12 protein-coding genes and 1 tRNA gene are annotated in these 19,965 nt (G+C 71.3%); 5 read left to right on the top strand and 8 right to left on the bottom strand.

Features of this window, described 5'->3' with window-relative positions; all coding sequences use genetic code 11:
- Positions 1–215: 215 nt before the first annotated feature.
- Entirely contained in the window at positions 216–2,201 is a 1,986-nt protein-coding gene (gene thrS / locus M8316_RS18345; protein WP_250057066.1) for a threonine--tRNA ligase, read from the bottom strand.
- Between the two features lie 195 nt (positions 2,202–2,396).
- Between thrS and asnB the strand changes: the two genes are divergently transcribed.
- Entirely contained in the window at positions 2,397–3,974 is a 1,578-nt protein-coding gene (asnB, locus tag M8316_RS18340; protein WP_250057064.1) for an asparagine synthase (glutamine-hydrolyzing), read from the top strand.
- 83 nt (positions 3,975–4,057) lie between these two features.
- Entirely contained in the window at positions 4,058–5,527 is a 1,470-nt protein-coding gene (locus tag M8316_RS18335; protein WP_250057062.1) for an amidase, read from the top strand.
- A gap of 5 nt (positions 5,528–5,532) precedes the next feature.
- Here M8316_RS18335 and M8316_RS18330 read toward each other — a convergent pair whose 3' ends face one another.
- Positions 5,533–6,105, bottom strand: a complete 573-nt coding sequence (locus M8316_RS18330; protein ID WP_250057060.1) for a mycothiol transferase — start codon at positions 6,103–6,105, stop codon at positions 5,533–5,535.
- Between the two features lie 70 nt (positions 6,106–6,175).
- Between M8316_RS18330 and M8316_RS18325 the strand changes: the two genes are divergently transcribed.
- Entirely contained in the window at positions 6,176–6,832 is a 657-nt protein-coding gene (locus tag M8316_RS18325; protein WP_250057058.1) for a class I SAM-dependent methyltransferase, read from the top strand.
- Here M8316_RS18325 and M8316_RS18320 read toward each other — a convergent pair.
- The 3 genes from M8316_RS18320 to M8316_RS18310 form a co-directional block, all read right to left on the bottom strand.
- Positions 6,826–8,286 (bottom strand): signal peptidase I, encoded by a 1,461-nt coding sequence (locus M8316_RS18320; protein WP_250057057.1) that lies wholly within the window; start codon positions 8,284–8,286, stop codon positions 6,826–6,828. The genes M8316_RS18325 and M8316_RS18320 overlap by 7 nt on opposite strands.
- On the bottom strand, positions 8,265–8,873 hold the full coding sequence (locus tag M8316_RS18315) for a hypothetical protein (protein ID WP_250057047.1): 609 nt from the start codon (positions 8,871–8,873) through the stop codon (positions 8,265–8,267). Before M8316_RS18315 ends, M8316_RS18320 begins: the two co-directional genes overlap by 22 nt.
- A 110-nt stretch (positions 8,874–8,983) precedes the next feature.
- Positions 8,984–10,408, bottom strand: coding sequence for an FAD-binding oxidoreductase (locus tag M8316_RS18310; RefSeq protein ID WP_250057045.1), 1,425 nt, complete (start codon positions 10,406–10,408; stop codon positions 8,984–8,986).
- Between the two features lie 272 nt (positions 10,409–10,680).
- Between M8316_RS18310 and M8316_RS18305 the strand changes: the two genes are divergently transcribed.
- Positions 10,681–12,351 carry a hypothetical protein gene (locus M8316_RS18305; RefSeq protein WP_250057036.1) on the top strand — a complete coding sequence of 557 codons (1,671 nt, stop codon included), beginning with the start codon at positions 10,681–10,683 and terminating at the stop codon, positions 12,349–12,351.
- A gap of 81 nt (positions 12,352–12,432) precedes the next feature.
- Here the strand turns inward: M8316_RS18305 and M8316_RS18300 are convergent.
- From M8316_RS18300 to M8316_RS18290, 3 genes are all read right to left on the bottom strand, one after another.
- A tRNA-Val gene (locus tag M8316_RS18300) sits at positions 12,433–12,507 on the bottom strand.
- A 448-nt stretch (positions 12,508–12,955) separates the two neighbouring features.
- The gene (locus tag M8316_RS18295; RefSeq protein ID WP_250057034.1) at positions 12,956–13,408 is read right to left on the bottom strand and encodes a GNAT family N-acetyltransferase; all 453 of its coding nucleotides are present in this window, start codon (positions 13,406–13,408) and stop codon (positions 12,956–12,958) included.
- Positions 13,409–14,395: 987 nt separating this feature from the next.
- Entirely contained in the window at positions 14,396–16,243 is a 1,848-nt protein-coding gene (locus tag M8316_RS18290) for a DUF7380 domain-containing protein (protein ID WP_250057032.1), read from the bottom strand.
- A gap of 125 nt (positions 16,244–16,368) precedes the next feature.
- On the opposite strand from M8316_RS18290, the gene M8316_RS18285 reads away from it, so the two are divergent.
- Positions 16,369–19,911, top strand: coding sequence for a DUF4020 domain-containing protein (locus M8316_RS18285; protein ID WP_250057030.1), 3,543 nt, complete (start codon positions 16,369–16,371; stop codon positions 19,909–19,911).
- Positions 19,912–19,965 lie beyond the last annotated feature (54 nt).

Raw genomic sequence — 19,965 nt, 5'->3', positions numbered from 1 at the left:
TTAATGCGACACGGTGTCGCTTGTAAATGGTTGGGTGCGACAGCGTGTCGCATTCAGTCCGTATCGACCCGGCCGCTGTGCAGGTGCGGCGATCTCGAGGCTCGGCCGTGGCCGGCCTCGCACCTCGATCACCGGGGGCCGGACGCAGCAGCGCCCCGGACCGAGTGGTCCGGGGCGCTGCTGGTGGTGGCGCGGGTGTTGCGAGGTGGTGCGGGTCAGACCTGCACGCGGCCGGCGACGGCGTCGAGGACGCGCTGGATCGCCTCGTCCACCGGCACGCCGTTGTCCTGGCGGCCGTCGCGGTAGCGGAAGGAGACGGCGCCGGCCTCGATGTCGGCGTCGCCGGCGATCATCATGAACGGCACCTTCTGCAGCTGCGCGTTGCGGATCTTCTTCTGCATGCGGTCGTCGGAGTCGTCCACCTCGACGCGCAGGCCCTGCTTGGTCATGCGCGCGGCGATCTCGGTGAGGTACTCGTTGTGCCGCTCGGCGATCGGGATCGCCTCGACCTGCACCGGGGCGAGCCACGGAGGGAACGCGCCGGCGTAGTGCTCGGTGAGCACGCCGAGGAACCGCTCGATGGAGCCGAACTTGGCCGAGTGGATCATCACCGGCTGCTGACGGGTGCCGTCGGCGGCCTGGTACTCCAGCCCGAAGCGCTCGGGCTGGTTGAAGTCGTACTGGATCGTCGACATCTGCCAGGTGCGGCCGATGGCGTCGCGGGCCTGCACGGAGATCTTCGGGCCGTAGAACGCGGCGCCGCCCGGGTCGGGCACGAGCTCGAGGCCGGACTCGACCGCCACCTGCTCGAGGATCGAGGTCGCGGTCTCCCACTGCTCGTCGGAGCCGATGAACTTCGCGTTGTCCGCGTCGCGGGTGGACAGCTCGAGGTAGAAGTCGTCGAGCCCGAAGTCCTTCAGCACGCCGAGGACGAAGTCGAGCAGGTGCTTGATCTCGCCCGGGGCCTGCTCCGGGGTCACGTAGGAGTGGGAGTCGTCCTGGGTCAGGCCGCGCACGCGGGTCAGGCCGTGGACGACGCCGGACTTCTCGTACCGGTAGACGGTGCCGAACTCGAACAGCCGCAGCGGCAGCTCGCGGTAGGAGCGGCCGCGCGAGGAGAAGATCAGGTTGTGCATCGGGCAGCTCATGGCCTTGAGCTGGTACTTCGCGCCCTCGAGCTCCATCGGCGGGAACATCGTGTCGGCGTAGTACGGCAGGTGGCCGGAGGTGTGGAACAGCCCGTCCTTGGAGATGTGCGGGGTGCCCACGTAGGAGAAGCCCTCCTCCACGTGGCGCCGGCGCACGTAGTCCTCCATCTCCCGCTTCACCACGCCGCCCTTGGGGTGGAAGACGGGCAGGCCGGAGCCGAGCTCGTCGGGGAAGGAGAAGAGGTCCAGCTCGCGGCCCAGCTTGCGGTGGTCGCGGCGCTCGGCCTCCTCCAGGCGCTCGAGGTAGCCGGCCAGCTCCTCCTTGGAGGGCCATGCGGTGCCGTAGATGCGCTGGAGCTGCTTGTTCTTCTCGTCGCCGCGCCAGTAGGCGGCCGCCGAGCGCATCAGCTTGAAGGCGGGGATGCGCTTGGTGGTGGGCAGGTGCGGGCCACGGCACAGGTCGCCCCAGGCGGCCTCGCCCTTGCGGTTGATGTTGTCGTAGATCGTCAGCTCGCCGGCGCCGACCTCGACGGCCGCACCCTCGGCGGCGTCCTCCGCGTTGCCGGAGCCCTTCAGGCCGATCAGCTCGATCTTGTACGGCTCGTCCTTGAGCTCGGCGATGGCGTCGTGGTCGGAGACGGGCCGGCGCTCGAAGCGCTGGTTCTCCTTCACGATCTTGCGCATCGCCGACTCGATCTTGACCAGGTCCTCGGGCACGAACGGGGTCTCGACGTCGAAGTCGTAGTAGAAGCCGTCGGTCACCGGCGGGCCGATGCCGAGCTTGGCCTCGGGGAAGATCTGCTGCACGGCCTGGGCCATGACGTGCGCGGTGGAGTGGCGCAGGATGTCGAGGCCGTCGGGGCTGGAGATCTCCACGCCCTCGACCTCGTCGCCGTCGGCCAGCTCGTAGGAGAGGTCCTTCAGCGCACCGGCGACACGGGCGGCGATCACGTCCGGGCTCTCGGTGAAGAGCTCCCAGGCCTTCGTGCCGGTCGTGACGGTCCGTTCCTCACGCGCGTCGGCGTTCACGAGGACGATCGTCAGGTCGGACACGAGGTGCTCCTTGGTTCGGGTGCGGTGATCACGGGACGGCGGCGGCGCCGGCCCGCAGGACAGGCTATCCGGGCCCGTGGGGTGCGGCGCACGCGGATATCCGCAGGTGCGACCCGGCGGCCCGGGTGTGCCCCCGCGCCCGGCCCGGGTCTAGCGTCGACGGCCGCCACCCGTCCCCGACCGAGGAGCCCTCGCATGTGCGGCATCGCCGCTGTCCACGACCGTCGTCCGACCCCGGAGAGGCTGGAGGAGGGACGAGCGATCGGCCGGCGGATGCTGGACGCGCTCCACCACCGCGGCCCCGACGGCCGCGACGACCGGCAGGTCGGACCGACCTGGCTGGGGCACACCCGTCTCTCGATCGTCGACCTGGCCGGCGGCCGCCAGCCGCTGACCTGCGAAGCGGTCTCCGGGAGCCGCTGGGTGGCCGCCAACGGCGAGATCTACAACCACGCCGACCTGCGCGCCCGGTTCGCCGCCGAGGACGGCGTGGCCGAGGACGCCCTCTTCGCCACCCACAGCGACTCCGAGATCGTCCTGCACGTGCTCGACCGGCTCGGCACCGACGGCCTGCACCGGCTCAAGGGCATGTGGGCCGCCGCCGTCGCCGACGAGGACGGCGGCCTCGTGCTGGGTCGCGACCCGCTGGGCGTGAAGCCGCTGTACTGGGCCGAGCACGACGACCGGCTGCTGGTCGCCTCCGAGATCCAGGCCTTCCCCGCCGAGGCACGCCCCCGCGTGGAGGAGTTCCCGCCCGGTCACCACTGGAGCAGCACCGACGGGCTCGTCTCCTTCGCCGACCTGCGGCACGACCCGCTGGGCGACGGGGCCGGCATCGGCCCCTCGTTCACCACCCGCGAGGAGGCGCACGAGGCGATCAGGGAGTCCGTGGTCGAGTCCGTCCGGGCGCGGATGATGGCCGACGTCCCCGTGGGCGTGCTCCTCTCCGGCGGGCTGGACTCCAGCATCGTCGCCGCGGTGATGGTGCGACTGGCCGAGCCGGGCCAGGTGATCCGGTCGTTCGCAGCCGGGACCCCCGGCTCCCCCGACCTGGTCGCCGCCCGCGAGGTGGCCGCGTACCTGGGCACCGAGCACCACGAGCGGGTCTACGACGACGCCGACGTGCTCGAGGCGCTGCCCGAGGTCGTCCGGACGATCGAGTCCTACGAGCCGACCCTGGTGCGCAGCGCTGTGCCCAACCACCTGCTCTCCGAGCTCGCCGCGCAGCACGTGAAGGTGGTGCTCACCGGCGAGGGCGCCGACGAGCTGTTCGCCGGCTACCACCACCTGCGCGACCTGGAGCCCGAGGCGCTGGCCGACGCGCTGGTCGAGGGCATCGAGGTGCTCCACCACCTCAACCTCCAGCGCGCCGACCGCACCTCCATGGCGCACGGCCTGGAGGCGCGGGTGCCGTTCCTGTCCCGCGAGCTGCTCGAGACCGCGCAACGGGTGCCGCTGGCGTGGAAGAGCCTCGGGCAGGACCACCAGGCCCGCGCCCAGGAGAAGGCGATCCTGCGCGAGGCCTTCGAGGGCTGGCTGCCCGAGCACGTGCTGTGGCGGCGCAAGGAGCAGTTCGGGGACGGCTCCGGCACCGGCGCGGTGATGGCCCGCCAGGCGGCGGCGTTCGTGCCCGAGGAGGAGTGGGGCGACGTCCGCTTCGAGGGGCTGCCGCCGGCCCGCTCCCGCGAGGAGCTGGGCTACCAGCGGGTGTTCGCCGAGCACCCCGGCGGCACCCGGGCCGAGCAGGTGCTGGGGCGTTTCGCCACGGTCTGACCGGGCTGCACTCCGCCGGTGGCGCCACACGGGCGCAACACGGGCGGAACGCGTCTGTGCGCTGGCTGAGTCATCATCTCCGCATGACCCTGGCTCCTCCTGACGCAGGTCGGCGCGGCACCGCGGCCCCGCCGCCCCTGCGTCCGCGCCCGGACACCGTGGTCGGCCCGCACGACGGCCCGGCCGGCTGGCCCGCCGCACGCGTGGCCACCGCCGTGCGCGAGGGCGTGGTGACGGCGACCTCCGTGCTGGAGGCGCACCTGGCCCGCACGGCCGTGCACGACCCCGTGCTGCACGCGTTCGTGCACCTGGACGTCGAGCGCGCCCGGGCGCAGGCCCGGGACGTGGACGACGCGGTGGCCCGGGGCGTCGACCCGGGCCCGCTGGCGGGCGTGGTGTTCGCGGTCAAGGACAACGTGGACGTCGCCGGCGAGGTGACCGCCTGCGGCTCGCTGGCGCACACGGGCCGCCCGGCGGCCCGCGACGCCGCCGCCGTCGCCCGCCTGCGCGCCGCCGGCGCGGTGCTGCTGGGGCGGACGACGATGGACGAGCTGGCCATGGGCGCCTCCACCGTGACCGCGGCGACCGGCCCGGCGCACAACCCGTGGGACCCGCAGCGCTCCCCCGGCGGCAGCTCGGGCGGCAGCGCCGTGGCCGTGGCGGCCGGGCTGGTCTCGTTCGCCCTGGGCACCGACACCGGCGGCTCCGTGCGCGAGCCCGCCGCGCAGTGCGGGATCGTCGGCCTCGCGCCGACCCCCGGCCTGGTGAGCGCCGCCGGCGTGGTGCCCTACGCCCGTGGGTTCGACCGGGTCGGCCCGCTGACCCGGGACGCAGCCACGGCCACCCTCGTCCTCGCGGTGCTGGCCGGGCACGGCGACGACGAGCACCGCGCGGACGTCGAGCAGCGCCTCGGCCTGGGCTCGCCGGTCCTCGACGGGCTGCGCCTGGGCGTCGTCCGCGAGCTCGGCGAGCTGCCGAACTCCGCGGGGGTGCGCGAGCGCGTCGCCGCCCTGCTGGCGCGCGCCGAGGAGGCCGGCGCCGAGCTGGTGCCGGTCTCGGTGCCCCAGGCCCGCGAGGCGCTCGAGGCCTACCTGGTCGTGACGTCGGTGCTCGTGGCGCCCGTGGTGGCGCCGTGGGTGGCCACCGGACGCGCCGGCGCCCACGTGGTGCGGCGGCACCGCGACGGCCGCACGCTGGCGGCCGGCAGCCCGACGCTCGAGCGGGCCCGCCTCGTCCGACGTCGGCTGCGGCTGGCGCTCGAGCGGGCGCTGGAGGACGTCGACCTGCTCGTCTCCCCCACGATGCCCACGACCGCTCCGCTGCTCTCGGCGCTGTCCACCCCCGGCGGCGCCGAGGGGATCACCGACCCGGCCCTGGCCCCCTACACCGACTGCTGGACGGTCGTGGCGAACATGGCCGGGCTGCCCGCCCTGTCGCTGCCGGCCGGCCACAGCCACGAGGACGGTCTGCCCGTCGGCGCGATGCTCACCGGACGACGCGGTGGCGACGCCCTCCTGCTGGCCGCGGCCGAGGCGCTCGCCGAGACCGACTGACGCGCTCAGCCCTCGTCGGGGGCGTCCAGCACCAGCCGCTGGTGGCCGTCGGCGAGCTCGCGGACGGCGTCGAGGTGGCCCGCGTGGGTGGCGGTCTCCACCAGCACGTGCAGCAGCACCTCGTGCACGCTGGCGTAGGGCACGCCGGTGGGTCGCGCGGGCGGGTCGTCGAGGTCGAGGGTGCGGACGACCTCGTCGCTGTGCACGCAGGCGTGGTCGTAGGCCGCCAGCAGGGCCACGTCGTCGGCGTCCTCGGCCACCTCCCAGCCGGCGTGCCCGACCGGGAGGTCGACGTCCTCCCCGGCCAGCGCGTGCGCGAACCAGTACGTCTCCACGTCCCGCGTCAGGTGCTGGACGAGGCCCAGCGGCGTCCAGCCCGACGGCAGCCGTGCCGCACGCCGGTCGTGCGGGGTCATCTCCGCCACCTGGGCGCGCACGTGCCGTCGCTTGGAGCCCAGCCAGGCCAGCAGGAGGTCGCGCGTCGGGTCCGGTGCCGTGGCCTCCCGCTCGGGGTCGACGAGGGGGTCGACCCGGGAGCCGAGCCGGGAGTCGATGCGGGCGCCGGTGGTCTCGTCCATGCCCACCACCCTCCCGCGCGGCGCCGGCGGGCGCCAGCCGGTGGCCTCGACGGACGGGGATGATGGGGCGGTGGAACCGACCCGGCAGCGCGCCGCCGTCCGCGCGCACTACGACGCCCGCGCCGACACCTACGACGAGAGCGCCATGCACCACGACCTCGTCGCCGCGGTGGCCTCGCTGGTGCGGTCACGACGACCGGAGCCGCGGCCCGGCCGGGTCGTGCTCGACGTCGCCACCGGGACGGGCCTGGCGCTGCGGGCGCTGCAGGTGCCGGGGGCGGGGGCCGACGACCGGCTCGTGGGGGTGGACCTCTCCCCCGCCATGCTGGCCGTGGCACGGGCCCACCTGCCGACCGCCGGGCTGCTGCGCGGTGACGCCTCGCGGCTGCCCGTGGCCGGCGGCGTCGTCGACGTCCTCACGTGCGTGACCGCACCGCACCTCCTGCCGGAGCCGGAGGCGGCCGTGCGGCACTGGCGCCGCGTCCTGCGCCCCGACGGCCTGGTGGTCACGGCCACCTTCGCCGACGCCGTCGACGGGCCTCGGACGGCCCCGCGACGCGACCCGGCGCTGCCGCAGGGGTTCGAGCGTCGGCACGAGCCCTTCAGCACCCCGGCGCGGGTCGCCGACCTGCTCGCGCCGCACGGCCTGCGGCTGCGTGAGCACTCGCGGCTCGTCCTGGGCCGCGACGCCCTGCTGCTGTGCGCGGCGGAGGTCGCGGCTCAGTAGCGGGCGGCGTGGTGGCCTGCGACCTGCGTGGCGGTGAGGGCCGCGTGGTAGACGGCGACGTCGTCGACGTACCCGGCGAACTTCTCGCTGGACGGAGTGCCCGGCCAGCCGCTGAGGCCGCCGGAGCCGATCCGCCAGTACCCGGAGAAGCTCTGCGAGACGGTGTTGGTCGAGGAGCCGACCTGAGCTCCGTCGACGTAGAGCCGCATCCCGGCGGCGGACATGGTCGCGGCGACGTGGTGCCAGGCGCCGTCGTTGTAGGCGGCGCTCGAGGCGACCGTGATGCTCGGGCCGGCGCCGAAGACGAGGCGGCCGTCGTTGCGCATGTAGACCATCCGGTCGTACGACCAGCCCCAGGCGGTGGTGCCGGACTCGAACCCGATCAGCTTGCCCCCGCTGGTGGTCGTGGTGCTGAACCACAGCTCCACGGTGTAGACGGACGGGGCGGTGTAGGCGGTCTTGCTGACGACGAAGTCGTCGATCCCGTCGAGGCGCACGGACGTGCCGGTGTCGGTGCCGCAGGCGCGTGCCTGGGCGAGGGTGGGGCTGCCGTTGTAGGTGCCCGTGTTGCCGGTGCCGGAGGCGTCCGCCGCGGTGGTGCCGCCGGTCTCGTCCAGGCGCCATGCGAGGACCGGGCCGTGCGCGAGCGGCGCGCGCTGGCAGGAGTACCAGGCGGCCGTGGCCGAGCTGGGGCCGTTGCTGGTGGTCGAGCGGTAGGCCGCCGAGGCCGGCGCCAGCACGGAGCCGGGGCGCACGGCGCTCGCGCCCAGGAGCAGGGCCAGGGCCACGGGCAGCAGCACGGGCAGCAGGCTGAGCACCCCGACCGCGGGACGACGGAGCCGGTCCGGCGCGCCCGTCGGGTCGGCCGCGCCGGCGCGGTCGGCGCGGTCGTCCTGGCCGTCCTGGCCGTCCCCCTCGTCGGGGCCCTGGCGGTACCACCCCGCGAGCAGCACGACGAGCAGCAGGCCGAGCCCGGTGCCGACCGCTCCGGGGGTCAGCGCGTGGCCGTCGTGCCACCACAGGAAGGGGCGCCCCACGTAGGGCACGCGCAGCCGCGCGAGCCCGAGCACGTCCTCGCGGGCCACCGGGTCGCTGTCGGGCTCGGCGTTGGCGTCACCACGGGTGATCGCGGAGCCGTCGTCGCGGACCTCCACCACCCGGTGGACCAGCAGCGTCCCCGGCTGCGCCGGGCTGTCGACCAGCACGATCCAGCCGACCCGCAGGTCGGTGCCCGGGTCCAGGGGCGCGGAGACGACCACGTCCGAGGGCTCGATGCGCGGCAGCATCGAGCCGGAGACGGTGACGGTCGAGTGCCACCCGAGGGCGACCGGGAGCACCGACCAGACGACCAGGCCCGCCAGCACGGCCAGGACGGCGCGCGCCGCCGTGGTGACCAGCAGCGCGCACCAGCCGGTGCGGGCGGGACCCAGGGTCAGGAGGACTGGGCTTCCCACGTGAACCCCAGCCCGGCCGTGCCGCCCTGGGTGGAGTCGGGCGCGGCGGCGTCGAGGGAGTAGGCGATCCGGTAGACCCGGGTCTCGGTGGGGGTGCCGGTCAGCGACCAGGACCCGACGCCGGTGCCGAAGGAGGTCTTCGTGCTGAAGCCGGCCAGGGTGCCGGTGTAGGCGGTGCTCGAGGAGACGAAGCCGGCGCAGGACGGGAACGTGCCGCCCGTCCCCTCCTGGACCGTGAGGTCGAGGGACGCGGCGAGGTTGTTCGTCGTGCTGTAGCCGGTGGCGTAGAGCTTCACCGACCCGGCCACGGTGGAGGTCGAGGAGACCTTGATGCAGGCCTCGCCCGCGCTGCCGGGCTTCAGCCCGTTGACGGTGAACAGCGCGGTGCCGGTGTCGTCGTCGGTGATCGAGACGACCCCGGAGCTCCAGCTGTTGCCGGCGTTGGCGGTCGTGGAGGTGTAGGCCGAGCTGGAGGCCTGGTAGACGAGCAGCGAGCTCCCCACGAAGGCCGCGAGGACGCCGACGGCGCTGACCGCGACCGCGGACCGCCGACGGGGGCCACGGGAGAGTCGTCGACGTCCGGGCATGGGGTTCTCCTGGTGAGGTGAGGGTGGGACCAAAGTCCCTGTCACCGGTCCGAAACGGCAGACCCCCGGCCGGGATGAGGCGCCTTCACGCCATCCTCACAACCGTTTGCTCAGATCGTCGGCGACGCCACCTCGAAGACCTTGCCGGGGTTGAGCACGCCGGCGGGGTCGAGCGCGGCCTTCACGGCGCGGTGCATCGCCAGCACGGCGGGGCTCAGCTCCTGGTCGAGGCCGTGCCGCTTGAGCAGCCCCACCCCGTGCTCACCGGTGACGGTGCCCCCGAGCGCCAGGGCGTCGCTGATGATCTCCTCGAACGCCGCCTGGGCACGCTCCTGCGAGCCGGCGTCGTCCGGGTCGGCGACGAGCAGCGGGTGCAGGTTGCCGTCGCCGACGTGGGCGATGTTGGCGATGGTGATGTCGTGCCGGGCCGCGATCGCGTCGATCCGCCCGAGCATCTCGGGCACCGCGGCGATCGGCACGCACACGTCCTCGGTGAGCACCGGGCCCAGCCGCTCGAGCGCGGGGAACGCCAGCCGGCGGGCGCTGAACAGCATCTCCGCCTCCTCGGCGGTCTCCGAGCGCTCGGCCCACCCCGAGCCGGCGCCGCGGAAGCAGCGCAGCAGCTCCTCGGCGTGCGCCTCGGCGGCCGCCCCGCCGTCGTCGAACCGCGCCAGGAGCAGCACGTCGGCCTCGTCCGCCAGGCCCATGTTCTTCCAGGCGTCCACGGCGCGCAGGCAGTGCCGGTCGACGAGCTCGAACGCGGCCGGGCGCAGGCCGGCGGCCGTGGCGGCCCGCACCGCCTCGCCGGCCGAGACCGAGTCGTCGAAGTAGCCGGCCACGGTGACGCCCTGCGGCGGCAGCGGGCGCAGGCGGACGGTGACCTCGGTGACGATGCCGAGGGTGCCCTCCGCGCCGACCATGAGCCCCAGCAGGTCGTAGCCCGCCACGCCCTTCGCGGTGCGGCGCCCGAGGCGCACGACCTCGCCGGTGCCGGTGACGACCTCGAGGCCGATCACGTAGTCGCGGGTCACGCCGTACTTCACGCAGCACAGGCCACCGGCGTTGGTGGAGACGTTGCCGCCGATCGTCGACCAGGGCGAGCTCGCGGGGTCCGGCGGGTACCAGAGCCCGTGCTCGGCGACGTGGGCACGCAGGTCGTCGTTCACGACGCCGGGCTGGACGACGGCCAGCCGCTCCAGCGGGTCCACCTCCAGCACCTCGTCCATCGCGTCCAGGGCCAGGACGACGCAGCCGTCGAGGGCGTTGGCCCCACCCGAGAGTCCCGTCCCGGCGCCCCGCGCCACGACCGGTACCCCGTGCTCCAGGCACGCCCGCACGACCGTCTGCACCTCCGCGGTCTCCCGCGCCCGGACGACGGCCGCAGGCCGCCCCACCGGGGCCCAGACCGCCTGGTCGGCCGAGAGCCCGGCCATCACGTCGGGATCGGTCACGACCCGCCCCTCGGGCAGGCGCTCGAGCAGCGTCGCGAGGACGGGCGGCGTCGCTGCCGCCCGGGTGGAGTCGGTCAGTGTCACGGTGCGCACCTCGTCAGGAGTCGTCGGCCGGCGGTCGGACTGATGGTTGCCGGAGACACCCATCAGACCACTCGCCCTCGCACCGGCCGGGCGGGGCGTCCGCGCAGCGGGACGACGGCGCGCCGCGCCGCGGCGCGTCCCGCGAAGGACAAATCCCCGAGAAACACCCGGGCTCGCTCGACCGGACCACTCATAGTTCCAGCGTCCGGTCCGTTGGACCAGACATCGCCAGCGGCCTCACCCGACGCCGTCGCTTCCCTGGGGGGACCCTCTTGCTCCGCACCACTCGACGCCGCCGCGCCGCCACGCCCGCGTCCGCCATACCCTCGTCCGCCGCACGGTCGGTCGTCGCGCTCCTCGCGACCGCCGGCCTGCTCCTGGCCGGGCTCGGCAGTGGCGCCGTCGCCGCCGACCAGGCCTCCCCCACCCCCACTACCGGCACCAGCACCGGCACCGCGGCGAGGGCGACCTCGGGCGAGCGGGCGGCACGGCTGGACGTGTCGCCGTCGGTGTTCGTCGCGGGGCAGCTGCTCACGTTCAGCGGCCGGATGCCCACGTCGGGCGTGCAGAACATACGGCTCCAGTTCCACATGGGCCGCCCCGGGGACTCCTGGACCGACGTCGAGCGTGGCCGGGTCGGGCGCACGAGCCGGACCGGGGCCTTCTCCTTCACCTTCCCCGCCCCGGCGATGCTGAACGTCCGGTGGCGGGTGCGCTCCAGCAGCGGCACGACCCCCGGCGTCCTCATGCAGGCGCGCTGGCAGGAGATCCTCCTCGAGGTGGACGGCGGCTCGGACCGGGTCGCCACCGGGTCGACGTTCACGGTGGTGGCCGACACCGCCCCCGACATCTTCCAGGGCCCGCCGCCGATCCCGGGCCGCACCGTCGTCCTCCAGCAGCGGGTCCGTGGTGACGAGTGGCGCACCGTGGCCCGCGACCTCGTGGGCTCGGCCGGCCTGGCCAGGTTCCAGGTGACGGCACCCTCCCGCGCCCGCACCGTGGCCTACCGCGCGGTGCAGCGGGACTGGAACGAGGACGGCGACCGGATCGGCTGGTTCCCCTCCTACCCGCACCTCGTCGACGTGGTCTCCTCCGGAGCCGCCTCCCGGGACGACGCGGACCCGAGCACGGACGCCTCCTCCACCGCCTCCACCGACGCGGCCGAGCCGAGCGCGCGGGCCACCAACGCCGCGACCCCCACCGCGAGCACCCGGTACCGCTGGGCGCCGTCGCTCTTCGACTTCGCCTGGGAGTCGGGCGAGTCGCTGACCAGTCGCCCGGCCCGGGGCACGCGCCGCCAGGGCGGGTGGCTCGACACCTCCGACGGCACCGGCCGCGCCAGCAAGCACAACGGCGGCGTCGAGCTGGACACGGGCTGGGACAACCGCGGCGACGCCTACGGCTCCCACGGCACGACCACCCTGACCCTGAGCAGGAACGCCCAGACCTACGGCCGCTGGGAGTTCCGCATGCGCTCCCAGGTCGAGGAGTCCGGGCCCGGCAGCCAGCACACGATCCTGATGGAGCTCGTGCCGGCCACCGCCGGCACCGCGTGCTCGGCCACCGCCATTACCGTCGCGAAGGTGACCGCGACCGGCGGACGCCTCACCGTCGGCTCCTCCTCGGCGCGGGCCGACAAGGCCTGGACCTGGACCAAGCGCGGCGTGAGCCGAGGGACCTCGCCGCACAACTTCGCCGTCGAGGTCGGCCGCGACCACGTCACGTGGTTCTACGAGGGCTCCCCCATCGCCACCACGAAGAACCAGCGGGCCATCCCCGGCGTCCCGCTCACCCCGCGGATCAGCATGGTGGGCGTCGGTCAGCGCCGCGCGCCCCGCACCCAGGCGATCTACGACTGGGTCCGTGGCTTCCCGATCGACCACGGCAGCCAGGTGCGCCGCGGCCACGCCCTGCGCACCAGGACGCTGGGCACGCGCTGCTGAGCGGCGCTCGGCGACCCGGGCAACTCGGGCATCCCCCGGAACGACGAAACCCCAGGCCGTTACGGCCTGGGGTTTCTTCTGTGGGCGATACTGGGTTCGAACCAGTGACCTCTTCGGTGTGAACGAAGCGGTCACCGGACTCCACGCCTGACTCGCGCTCTCTCTAGGGCTGTGCTACCGCGGTTCTCAGGAGCAGACCGTGGCAATGCGATACATCTCGGTCTAGGGCTTTGTAGGGTTTCTAGGGGCTGGACACCACGACGACCGCCGGGAGGTCGTGGAGGACTCGTAGGCATGCAGGACCACGAGCTTCCGCTACTGCGAGCTGAAGCGAACCAGGTTTGATGCCGTTCCTGTTTGAGTCCATGAGGATGAGCACCATAGTCGCCCAGTACCGGCAAGTGGGCACCAGATGGTCAAGGTCGGCCGGCGAGACCCGTCCCTGCAGCATCCGGACCTGATCGTTGGCCCACCGCAGGTACTTCTCCACCACCTCCGAGGCGCCCCCTGAGATGTGCGTGCCGTCCGCAGCTGCCTTCAGCAGCGCGGCGGTCCTGGCCGGTGCCGACGACGGGCCACAGGATGTTCCGACGGTCGAGCATCGTCATGGCGTCAGGATCCGGCTCGGCATGGCGCCGAAGTTGTCGTGAGCGCGGATGGTGAACCCGAGCCGCTCGAAGAACGCTCGGCGACCGCCGGCATCGCTGGAAAGGTCGATCGACCCGCCGATGAAGGTGCACCCATGCCCCTCGGCCTGCCGCGCGTACTCCATCACCAGGGCCTTGCCGGCGCCTGCGCCTCGGGCGGACTCGTGCACGTGCACCCTGTCGAGGAACGCGTGCGGGGCTGGCGGCAGGTCGAAGGCGTCGAATGCGCCGCTTTCGAAGAAGTCGGAGTCGAACGATCCGCTCAGCACTCCGACAATCTGGCCATCTACCCGTGCACACAACCTGCGGTAGTGGCTTTCTCCCGGACCGTAGAACTTCAGAAGGTTCTGGGGGAAGTCCGTAGACGCTTCAAGCACGCGTTTGAGCGGCTCGGCATCGCCGAGCCGCATCGCAGACACCTCGACTAAAGCCACATGCGGTAGTTGAACACACGCCGCTCTGCTGAGCGAGCACGATTCATGACCGCTGAAGGCGTCGTCGATGCTTCGCTGCGGCTCCGCGTGAAAGTCGTGAGGGATGAACCATCTGAGGACCGTCTGTCCACGTCGACGCTCTTGGGTCCGCACTAGCCGACCGCGTCTGGCCGGAGGGCTATGCGTCGCTCAGCGGTCGCGTACGGGGTGGAATCACATTCGACAGGGCGTGCAGTGAATGTAAATGTTCCTTACTCGCGCCGAGAGGCCCATACAGCGACCGTCGCCGCGAGGGCGTTCAAGGAAGGTCATGGCGCGACCTGGTGGAGACCTCGAAGAGAGTGAGTAACAGGTGACCGAGGGGTCTGGTTTGGACCGCCCGCATGACACCTGGTACGCGTTCGATGAGTCTGAGGCATTGGTCGCGGCCCCAGTGCTGGATGCCGGGTTCGTTGGTGCCGGCGGCTACGCGGATGCGCACAGCGCGATTCGCGAAGGCCTTCCTGAGGTTCTTGGTCGCCTCCCGGGGTCACGCGCGAACGCTGAGCCTCCGCAAGAACGGGACTGCTGAAGGTTCGGCAGTCCCGACTCGTATGCAACGCGCAGGAGCGGCACGGCGCTCGCATAATCATCCTGAGCCAGCATCGAACCGGCAGACCCGGTCAGATGATGCGTGTGCGCGGCGAACGCTAGAACGAGCAGGAAGCGGCCAGGGTCAGGCTCGTGACCATTGTGTCGGAGCGATACGTCTGCGGCCTGAAGGTAGGTGGTGTCCCACGACGCCAACATCTCCTCGCACGCGCCCCGCAACTCGTTCTCGCTGGGAGCGACTCCGGCATCGGAGCTCTGCGGCTCGCGTTCCACATATCGAGCCTAGTCGGGAGGATGCACACCACCCGGCAAGCACGTCAGCGAGGCCCGACTGTCTTCGCCAGAAGCCCAGCAGCTTCAGCTCTCAGCCATTCATACGTCTGCATCAGTGGCACCTTCTTGCTGCCGCATCGACGCGAGTGGCAGCACTACGAGGCGCAGGCAGTGCCACCAGGCGTAGACGGCTGCCGATCCCCAAGTCTGGGCGTCGGTCAGCAGTCCGTGCGCGAGGTCGTTGCGCAGGTTGGAGCCGCGCTGCTCGACCAGCAGCGCCCGCAGCTCGAACGCCAAGTTGGCTCCGAGTAAGTCTGTCGCCTCATACATCTCGAGAAGTGCTCCGATGGACTTCTCCTTCTCGACGCCGTCGTCGGCGACGTGCCGGGTGAAGACCTGATGGGACTTGAAGTGCTGGCGGATGAGCTCCTCGAGCTGCGGGACAAGGACCGAGATGGCCGACGGGAAGTCGCCGGCCAGCCCGTGCTGGAGGCCTCGCGCCCAGAGCTGTTCATGGCCAGGCGGGACGAGTGGCGACTCGACACAGAGCATCGTCAGAAACGGCAGATCCCAGCGATGCTCGAACGCGATGGTCTGAAGCGCAGGGTAGATCTGAGCCTGCACCGTGAGGCCTATGCGTTGGGGGAAAGAGCCCACGAGCTCCGCTTCGACGACGTCGTCGGTGAGCTCGGCGCCGGACAAGCCCCCGTGGGTGGCGACCTTCCGTGCGTCGTGGCTGTAGGTGACTCCGCCGAAGAGCTGAGAGAGGCTGCCGGTGAGTCTCGTGCGCTCGTCTATGACGGCTTGGTCGAGGTCGGTGAGGCGGGCCACGGAGGTGAGACGGATGAGGGCGTCGAGGCGTGTCCTGCCAACGACAAATGCCTGGGACTGGGCAACGATGGCGGTGATGTCGATGGGGTCCGAGCTGATCACCATCATCTGTTCGAGGGACTCCTCGCGTACGTCGGCGAGCAGGGCTTGCAGGGAGCGCAGCCACGGCTCGACACCGTGCGCTGACCGGTACCTCCTCGGGAGGCCACGCAGCATCGAGATCGCCTTCTCGAGGAAGTGCCCGGCCACCATCGCGCCGGCATCACCACCGAGACGCGACTCGGCCTCGTCGAGGTACAACTCCGCGATGACCTCGGTGGCATGGTGCGCCCGGTCGGGCAGCTTCGCGGACTGGAACCACGAGCTGGCCTCCCGCGCGAGCGCCCTTGCGCGGCGTGGAGCATCGGAGCCTGATGCGAGCTCCAGGAGCCGCTCGGCAAGGGCCTCAGCCTGACCACCATCCAGACGGCGGGTGGTGGCCAAGAGCTCGGAGACCTCAACGAGCATCCACCGGTCCGGCACCTCTGGTGCAAGGACCAAGTCGAGAAGCCTGTCTGCGACACCTTGGGCCAAGGCAACGCCCGGCTTCCCGCGTCTGAGGGCGAGTTCCAGTCCACGTCGGTAGCTGTCCTTGCCGACGTCCATCCACGACTCGGGGTCCAACGGGACTGCGAAGTAGCTGTCTACCGCCAGCTGCCACATCGCCTGGTTCTGCCGATCGCCATACGCCCATGCGACGTCCGCTGCGCGTGCTCGGATGGTCGGCTCGATGACCTGAGGTGCGATGTCCGCGAGAAGACTCAGTTCCTCCTCGCTGAAGTCTTCGGGCAGGACGCTCCGGCGCCCGTCCATGCGGATCATCGGCTCGAACGGCTCATTCCAGTTGTCCGGCACGAGCATCGGCGAGCAGACCCGCGCCAGCACCTGGAGCGCCTTGCACCGAGCGCTCGCCTCCCCGGCGCTCTCGTCGGTCTCAGCCGCGAGCCGCTCCAGCCCGAAGGCGAGTCGCTCCGGCGGCAGGTACGGGCCTTCACCGATCTCATCAACTAGCTCTGCCAGGCACGCCGGGTCGAAGCCGGTCGGGCCAGGCGCGTCGTAGGTGTGGTCGGACGTCATTGCGCCCATCCTGACCGTCGTCCGACCATCAAGCACCTGAGTTCGTTCAGGACGTTGCGGCAGCTGACCTGTGGCCTGCCCGAAAGGTGCTCGCGGCAGTTGCTCGCGCACTAGGGTTGCCGCTCATGCAGATCCGGAGCATCGACCTCCCGGACGAGCTCCTCCAAGCGGCTCGTGACGGGCAACTGGTCGTCTTTGTCGGCGCCGGCGCATCGAGAGACGACCCGTCAGGCCTACCCGACTTCGCCAAGCTCGTTACACGCATCGGGCGTCGGGCGGACTCCCGACCAAAGAAGGCCGACCTCCGTCGACCGGACGTGTTCCTCGGACGCCTCGACGACGAGAAGGTCGACGTTCACCGCCTTGTCCATGAGGCGATCAATCTGCCCAAGTCAGAGCCCAACCGGCTCCACCACGCCATCATCGACGTCGCGCGTACCCATGGCCCCATCCGCGTGGTGACCACCAACTACGACCTGCACCTCACGACCGCGGCTCGGTCCCGTGGCCTGGAACCGCAGGTATTTGAGGCTCCCGCGCTCCCCGTGGGCGACGACTTCACCGGCATCGTCCACCTCCACGGCGCACTCACCCAAGACCCAGCCCGCTTGGTGGTCACCGATGTCGACTTCGGTCGCGCCTACCTGCGCGAGGCCTGGGCGGCTCGCTTCCTCGAGCGGATGTTCAGCTCCTTCACCGTGCTCTTCATCGGCTATAGCCACGGCGATGTCGTCATGCAATACCTCGCCCGCTCACTCGACCGTCACGGCCGTCGCTACGTCCTCACCCACGAAGCCAACCGCGCCGAGTGGCGCTCCCTCGGGCTGACACCGGTCACCTACGAAGCGACCGGAGGATCCCACCACGCCCTCCCTGGCGCACTCGAGCGCTGGGCCGAGCTCACGGCGATGGGCCGAACGGAACACCGGACCCTCATCACCGACATCGTGGCGGGCGATCCACCGACCATCCCCGACGAGGCCGCCTACATCGAGGAGGCATTCGGACATCCCGAGCGGGTGCGCTACTTCGCCGGGGCGGCACGAGGCGCGTCCTGGTTGACATGGGCCGCCACCCGACCCGAGTTCGGCGCGCTGTTCGACGATGGCAGCCAGGCAGATCCGGAAGTCACCCAGACCATCGCGGCCTGGGTCGTCAGTCACTACGTGCTTGACCCAGGCCACACCGCCCAGGCGCTCAGGCTCCTCGGCAACCGGATGTGGTCGCCCGCGTTGTGGGAAGCGATCACCTTCGGACTCTTCGCTCACGAAGGCCCATTGCCGACCCCCATTACGCCTTGGGTGCCGCTCGTTCTCTCGCAGGTCCCGACCGCGCGACGCGACACGCTCGACATGTTGATGTTCGAGAACGACAAGTGGGGCGAGCATCCTGACCTGCTGCTCCTCCTCTGGGAGCACCGCACCCGCCCGATCCCGCAGGCCGGACTCTCCTACGGACATGACACGAGTTTGCCGGGCTTCGACATTGACCTCGCCGGTGAGGAGTACTGGCTGAACGAGACGTGGACGAAACTGCTCAGGCCCCGCCTGAGCGAGCTAGCCGGGCCGCTCCTCGACATCACCGGCAATCAACTGGCAGCGGCCGACCGGCTCTACCGGGCGCTCAACCCGGGCGCCGCGTACGGACCTCGTGGGTTCGCCTGGCGTGCGATCGAGACCTCGGACGACTACCACTCGCAGGAGGGCTTGGATGTTCTCATCGAAGCGGCCCGCGAGTCCCTCGAGTTCCAGCTCGAACACCAGCCGAAGCGTGCGACCACCGTGCTCGACGACTGGCTGTCCTCGGATGTCGATATCCTCCGCCGCCTCGCCGTACACGGGTGGCGCCTGCGGACAGACCGTACGGCCGATCAGAAGCTGTCCGCCGCGACCGATGCAGACCGCCTCTACGACGACGCCGTGCGGCACGAGTTGCGACTACTCCTGACCGAGCATCTCCCCCAGGCGGACGAGGCCACCGTTCGACTCGTTGTGGCCCGAGCTGTTCAAGGACCCAGCTCGGCGAACGTGACCGACGACGGCGACGACATCCAACGCGCCACATCGCCGGTCCTCGCCCGCTACTACCTTCTCGATCGCCTCAGGTCTGCCTTCCCAACCGTCACCCCGCTCGCGGAGGCGTTCGCCGAACTCCAGCGCGTTCACCCAGAACTACGTGCCCGCGGTGTAGACGGCCCAGCTCTCGTGGTTGAGGCCTCATACCCCCAGCGGGAGCCACTCTCAGCTGACGAGCTTCACCAGCTCCTCAGCACAGATCCGCATGAGGCGGCGACACAGCTCACGGCTTACGCAGACCAACCCGTGTCGTTCTTCGGCGGACCCACGTGGCGAGGGACCCTGAGCGCAGTCCGCGCCTGCGTTGAGGCACACCCCGAGGACGGTCTGCGACTCTCGGCGGCGATCGCCCCCTCCCCCGACGAGGCCGGTGCGCAACTGCGGCAGACCGTCATACACGCCTGGGCCGACGCAACCATCGACGAAGAACTCGCCGGCGAGATCCTCGTCGAGCTGGCTCGCGTCGACCTTGACCACGTCCTTACCGCGGTAACCTCGATGCTTGCCGGCCCGGGCAGAGGTCGACCTGGCCCCTCGTGGGCAGGACTGCCGGCAGCACGCGGGCTCGCCACCAGACTCTGGCCTGACCGCGACGTACCCGGAAACGTCAACGCCGCCGGTGACCTCATGATCGAGGCCATCAACCACCCAGCAGGCGAGCTGGCGGAGTTCTGGACCCTCGCTGTGCAGCACGACTGGCGCGAGCAACAGGGCACGTGGGAGGGCATCAGAGGCGACACACAACTCGGCCTGGAGAAGATCGTCTCTGACCCAGGACGAGCAGGAGTTCTCGGCCGGTCGGTGCTACTGGCCCAGCTGCGCTTCTACCAGCGCGCCGACGCGGACTGGACCGCACAGAATCTGCTTCCGCTCCTGGACTGGTCCAGGAGCGTTGACGAGGCACCCGGCAACTGGCAGGTCTTTCTTGAGCACGGCCGGCCCGACGAGGAGCTGCTCGAGGCGGGCCTCCTGCCGCACTACCTCGCAACGGCGAGCCACCTGAGCGAATTCAGCAAGGATCGAATGGAGTGGAAACTCGGCGACCACCTGGCTCAGGTCGCGCTCTTCACCTCAGTTACGCCGCGGACCTGGCTGAGCCGCTTCGTCCGCGTCGCGTCCGAGGAGACGAGGTGCGCCTGGGTCCGACGGGTGTCCCACCACCTCAAAGACATGCCCCCGGAGCACGCCACCATGCAGTGGAAGCGCTGGATCCAGCGGTACTGGAACGACCGTGTCCAGTCCATCCCCCTCCCCCTCACCTCCGCCGAGGGAGCCGCCATGGCGAACTGGATCCCGCACCTGCCTGAGCAGCGCTCCGAAGCAGCAGCGCTCTTCATCCAGGGACCAGCCGCCATCGGACAACGCGACAGCCTGCTCTACGCGCTCTCGAAGGCAGACCTCGCGCCGGACGCTGAAGCGTGGCTGAACGTGGTCACGCACTTGCTTGCCGGGACAGACGAGCGCCAGTACGCGATCGGCCACTCCCTCGCGACCATCGTTCGGAAGCTGCGAGGAGCAGCCCCGGGCCTCGACCTCGGACCGCTGATCGAGCACGCCATGCGCTTGAGATGCGCAGACGCCCCGGAATGGTAGCGATGGCTAGCTGAGTTGGGCGCAGCCCATGGCAGGCCCGCCCGACGTGCGGGC

Source organism: Nocardioides bruguierae, from assembly GCF_023554635.1.
In the GTDB taxonomy this organism is placed as follows: domain Bacteria; phylum Actinomycetota; class Actinomycetes; order Propionibacteriales; family Nocardioidaceae; genus Nocardioides; species Nocardioides bruguierae.
Note: the sequence above shows the minus strand (reverse complement) of the source record. Positions and strands in the feature narration are given on the sequence as shown.

Excerpts from the sequence above, each read along its gene's own strand:
- M8316_RS18335 (WP_250057062.1), top strand. The coding sequence starts at position 4,058 with ATGACCCTGGCTCCTCCTGACGCAGGTCGGCGCGGCACCGCGGCCCCG.
- M8316_RS18285 (WP_250057030.1), top strand. The coding sequence starts at position 16,369 with ATGCAGATCCGGAGCATCGACCTCCCGGACGAGCTCCTCCAAGCGGCT.
- asnB (WP_250057064.1), top strand. The coding sequence starts at position 2,397 with ATGTGCGGCATCGCCGCTGTCCACGACCGTCGTCCGACCCCGGAGAGG.
- M8316_RS18315 (WP_250057047.1), bottom strand. The coding sequence starts at position 8,873 with ATGCCCGGACGTCGACGACTCTCCCGTGGCCCCCGTCGGCGGTCCGCG.
- M8316_RS18330 (WP_250057060.1), bottom strand. The coding sequence starts at position 6,105 with ATGGACGAGACCACCGGCGCCCGCATCGACTCCCGGCTCGGCTCCCGG.
- M8316_RS18295 (WP_250057034.1), bottom strand. The coding sequence starts at position 13,408 with ATGCGGCTCGGCGATGCCGAGCCGCTCAAACGCGTGCTTGAAGCGTCT.
- M8316_RS18290 (WP_250057032.1), bottom strand. The coding sequence starts at position 16,243 with ATGACGTCCGACCACACCTACGACGCGCCTGGCCCGACCGGCTTCGAC.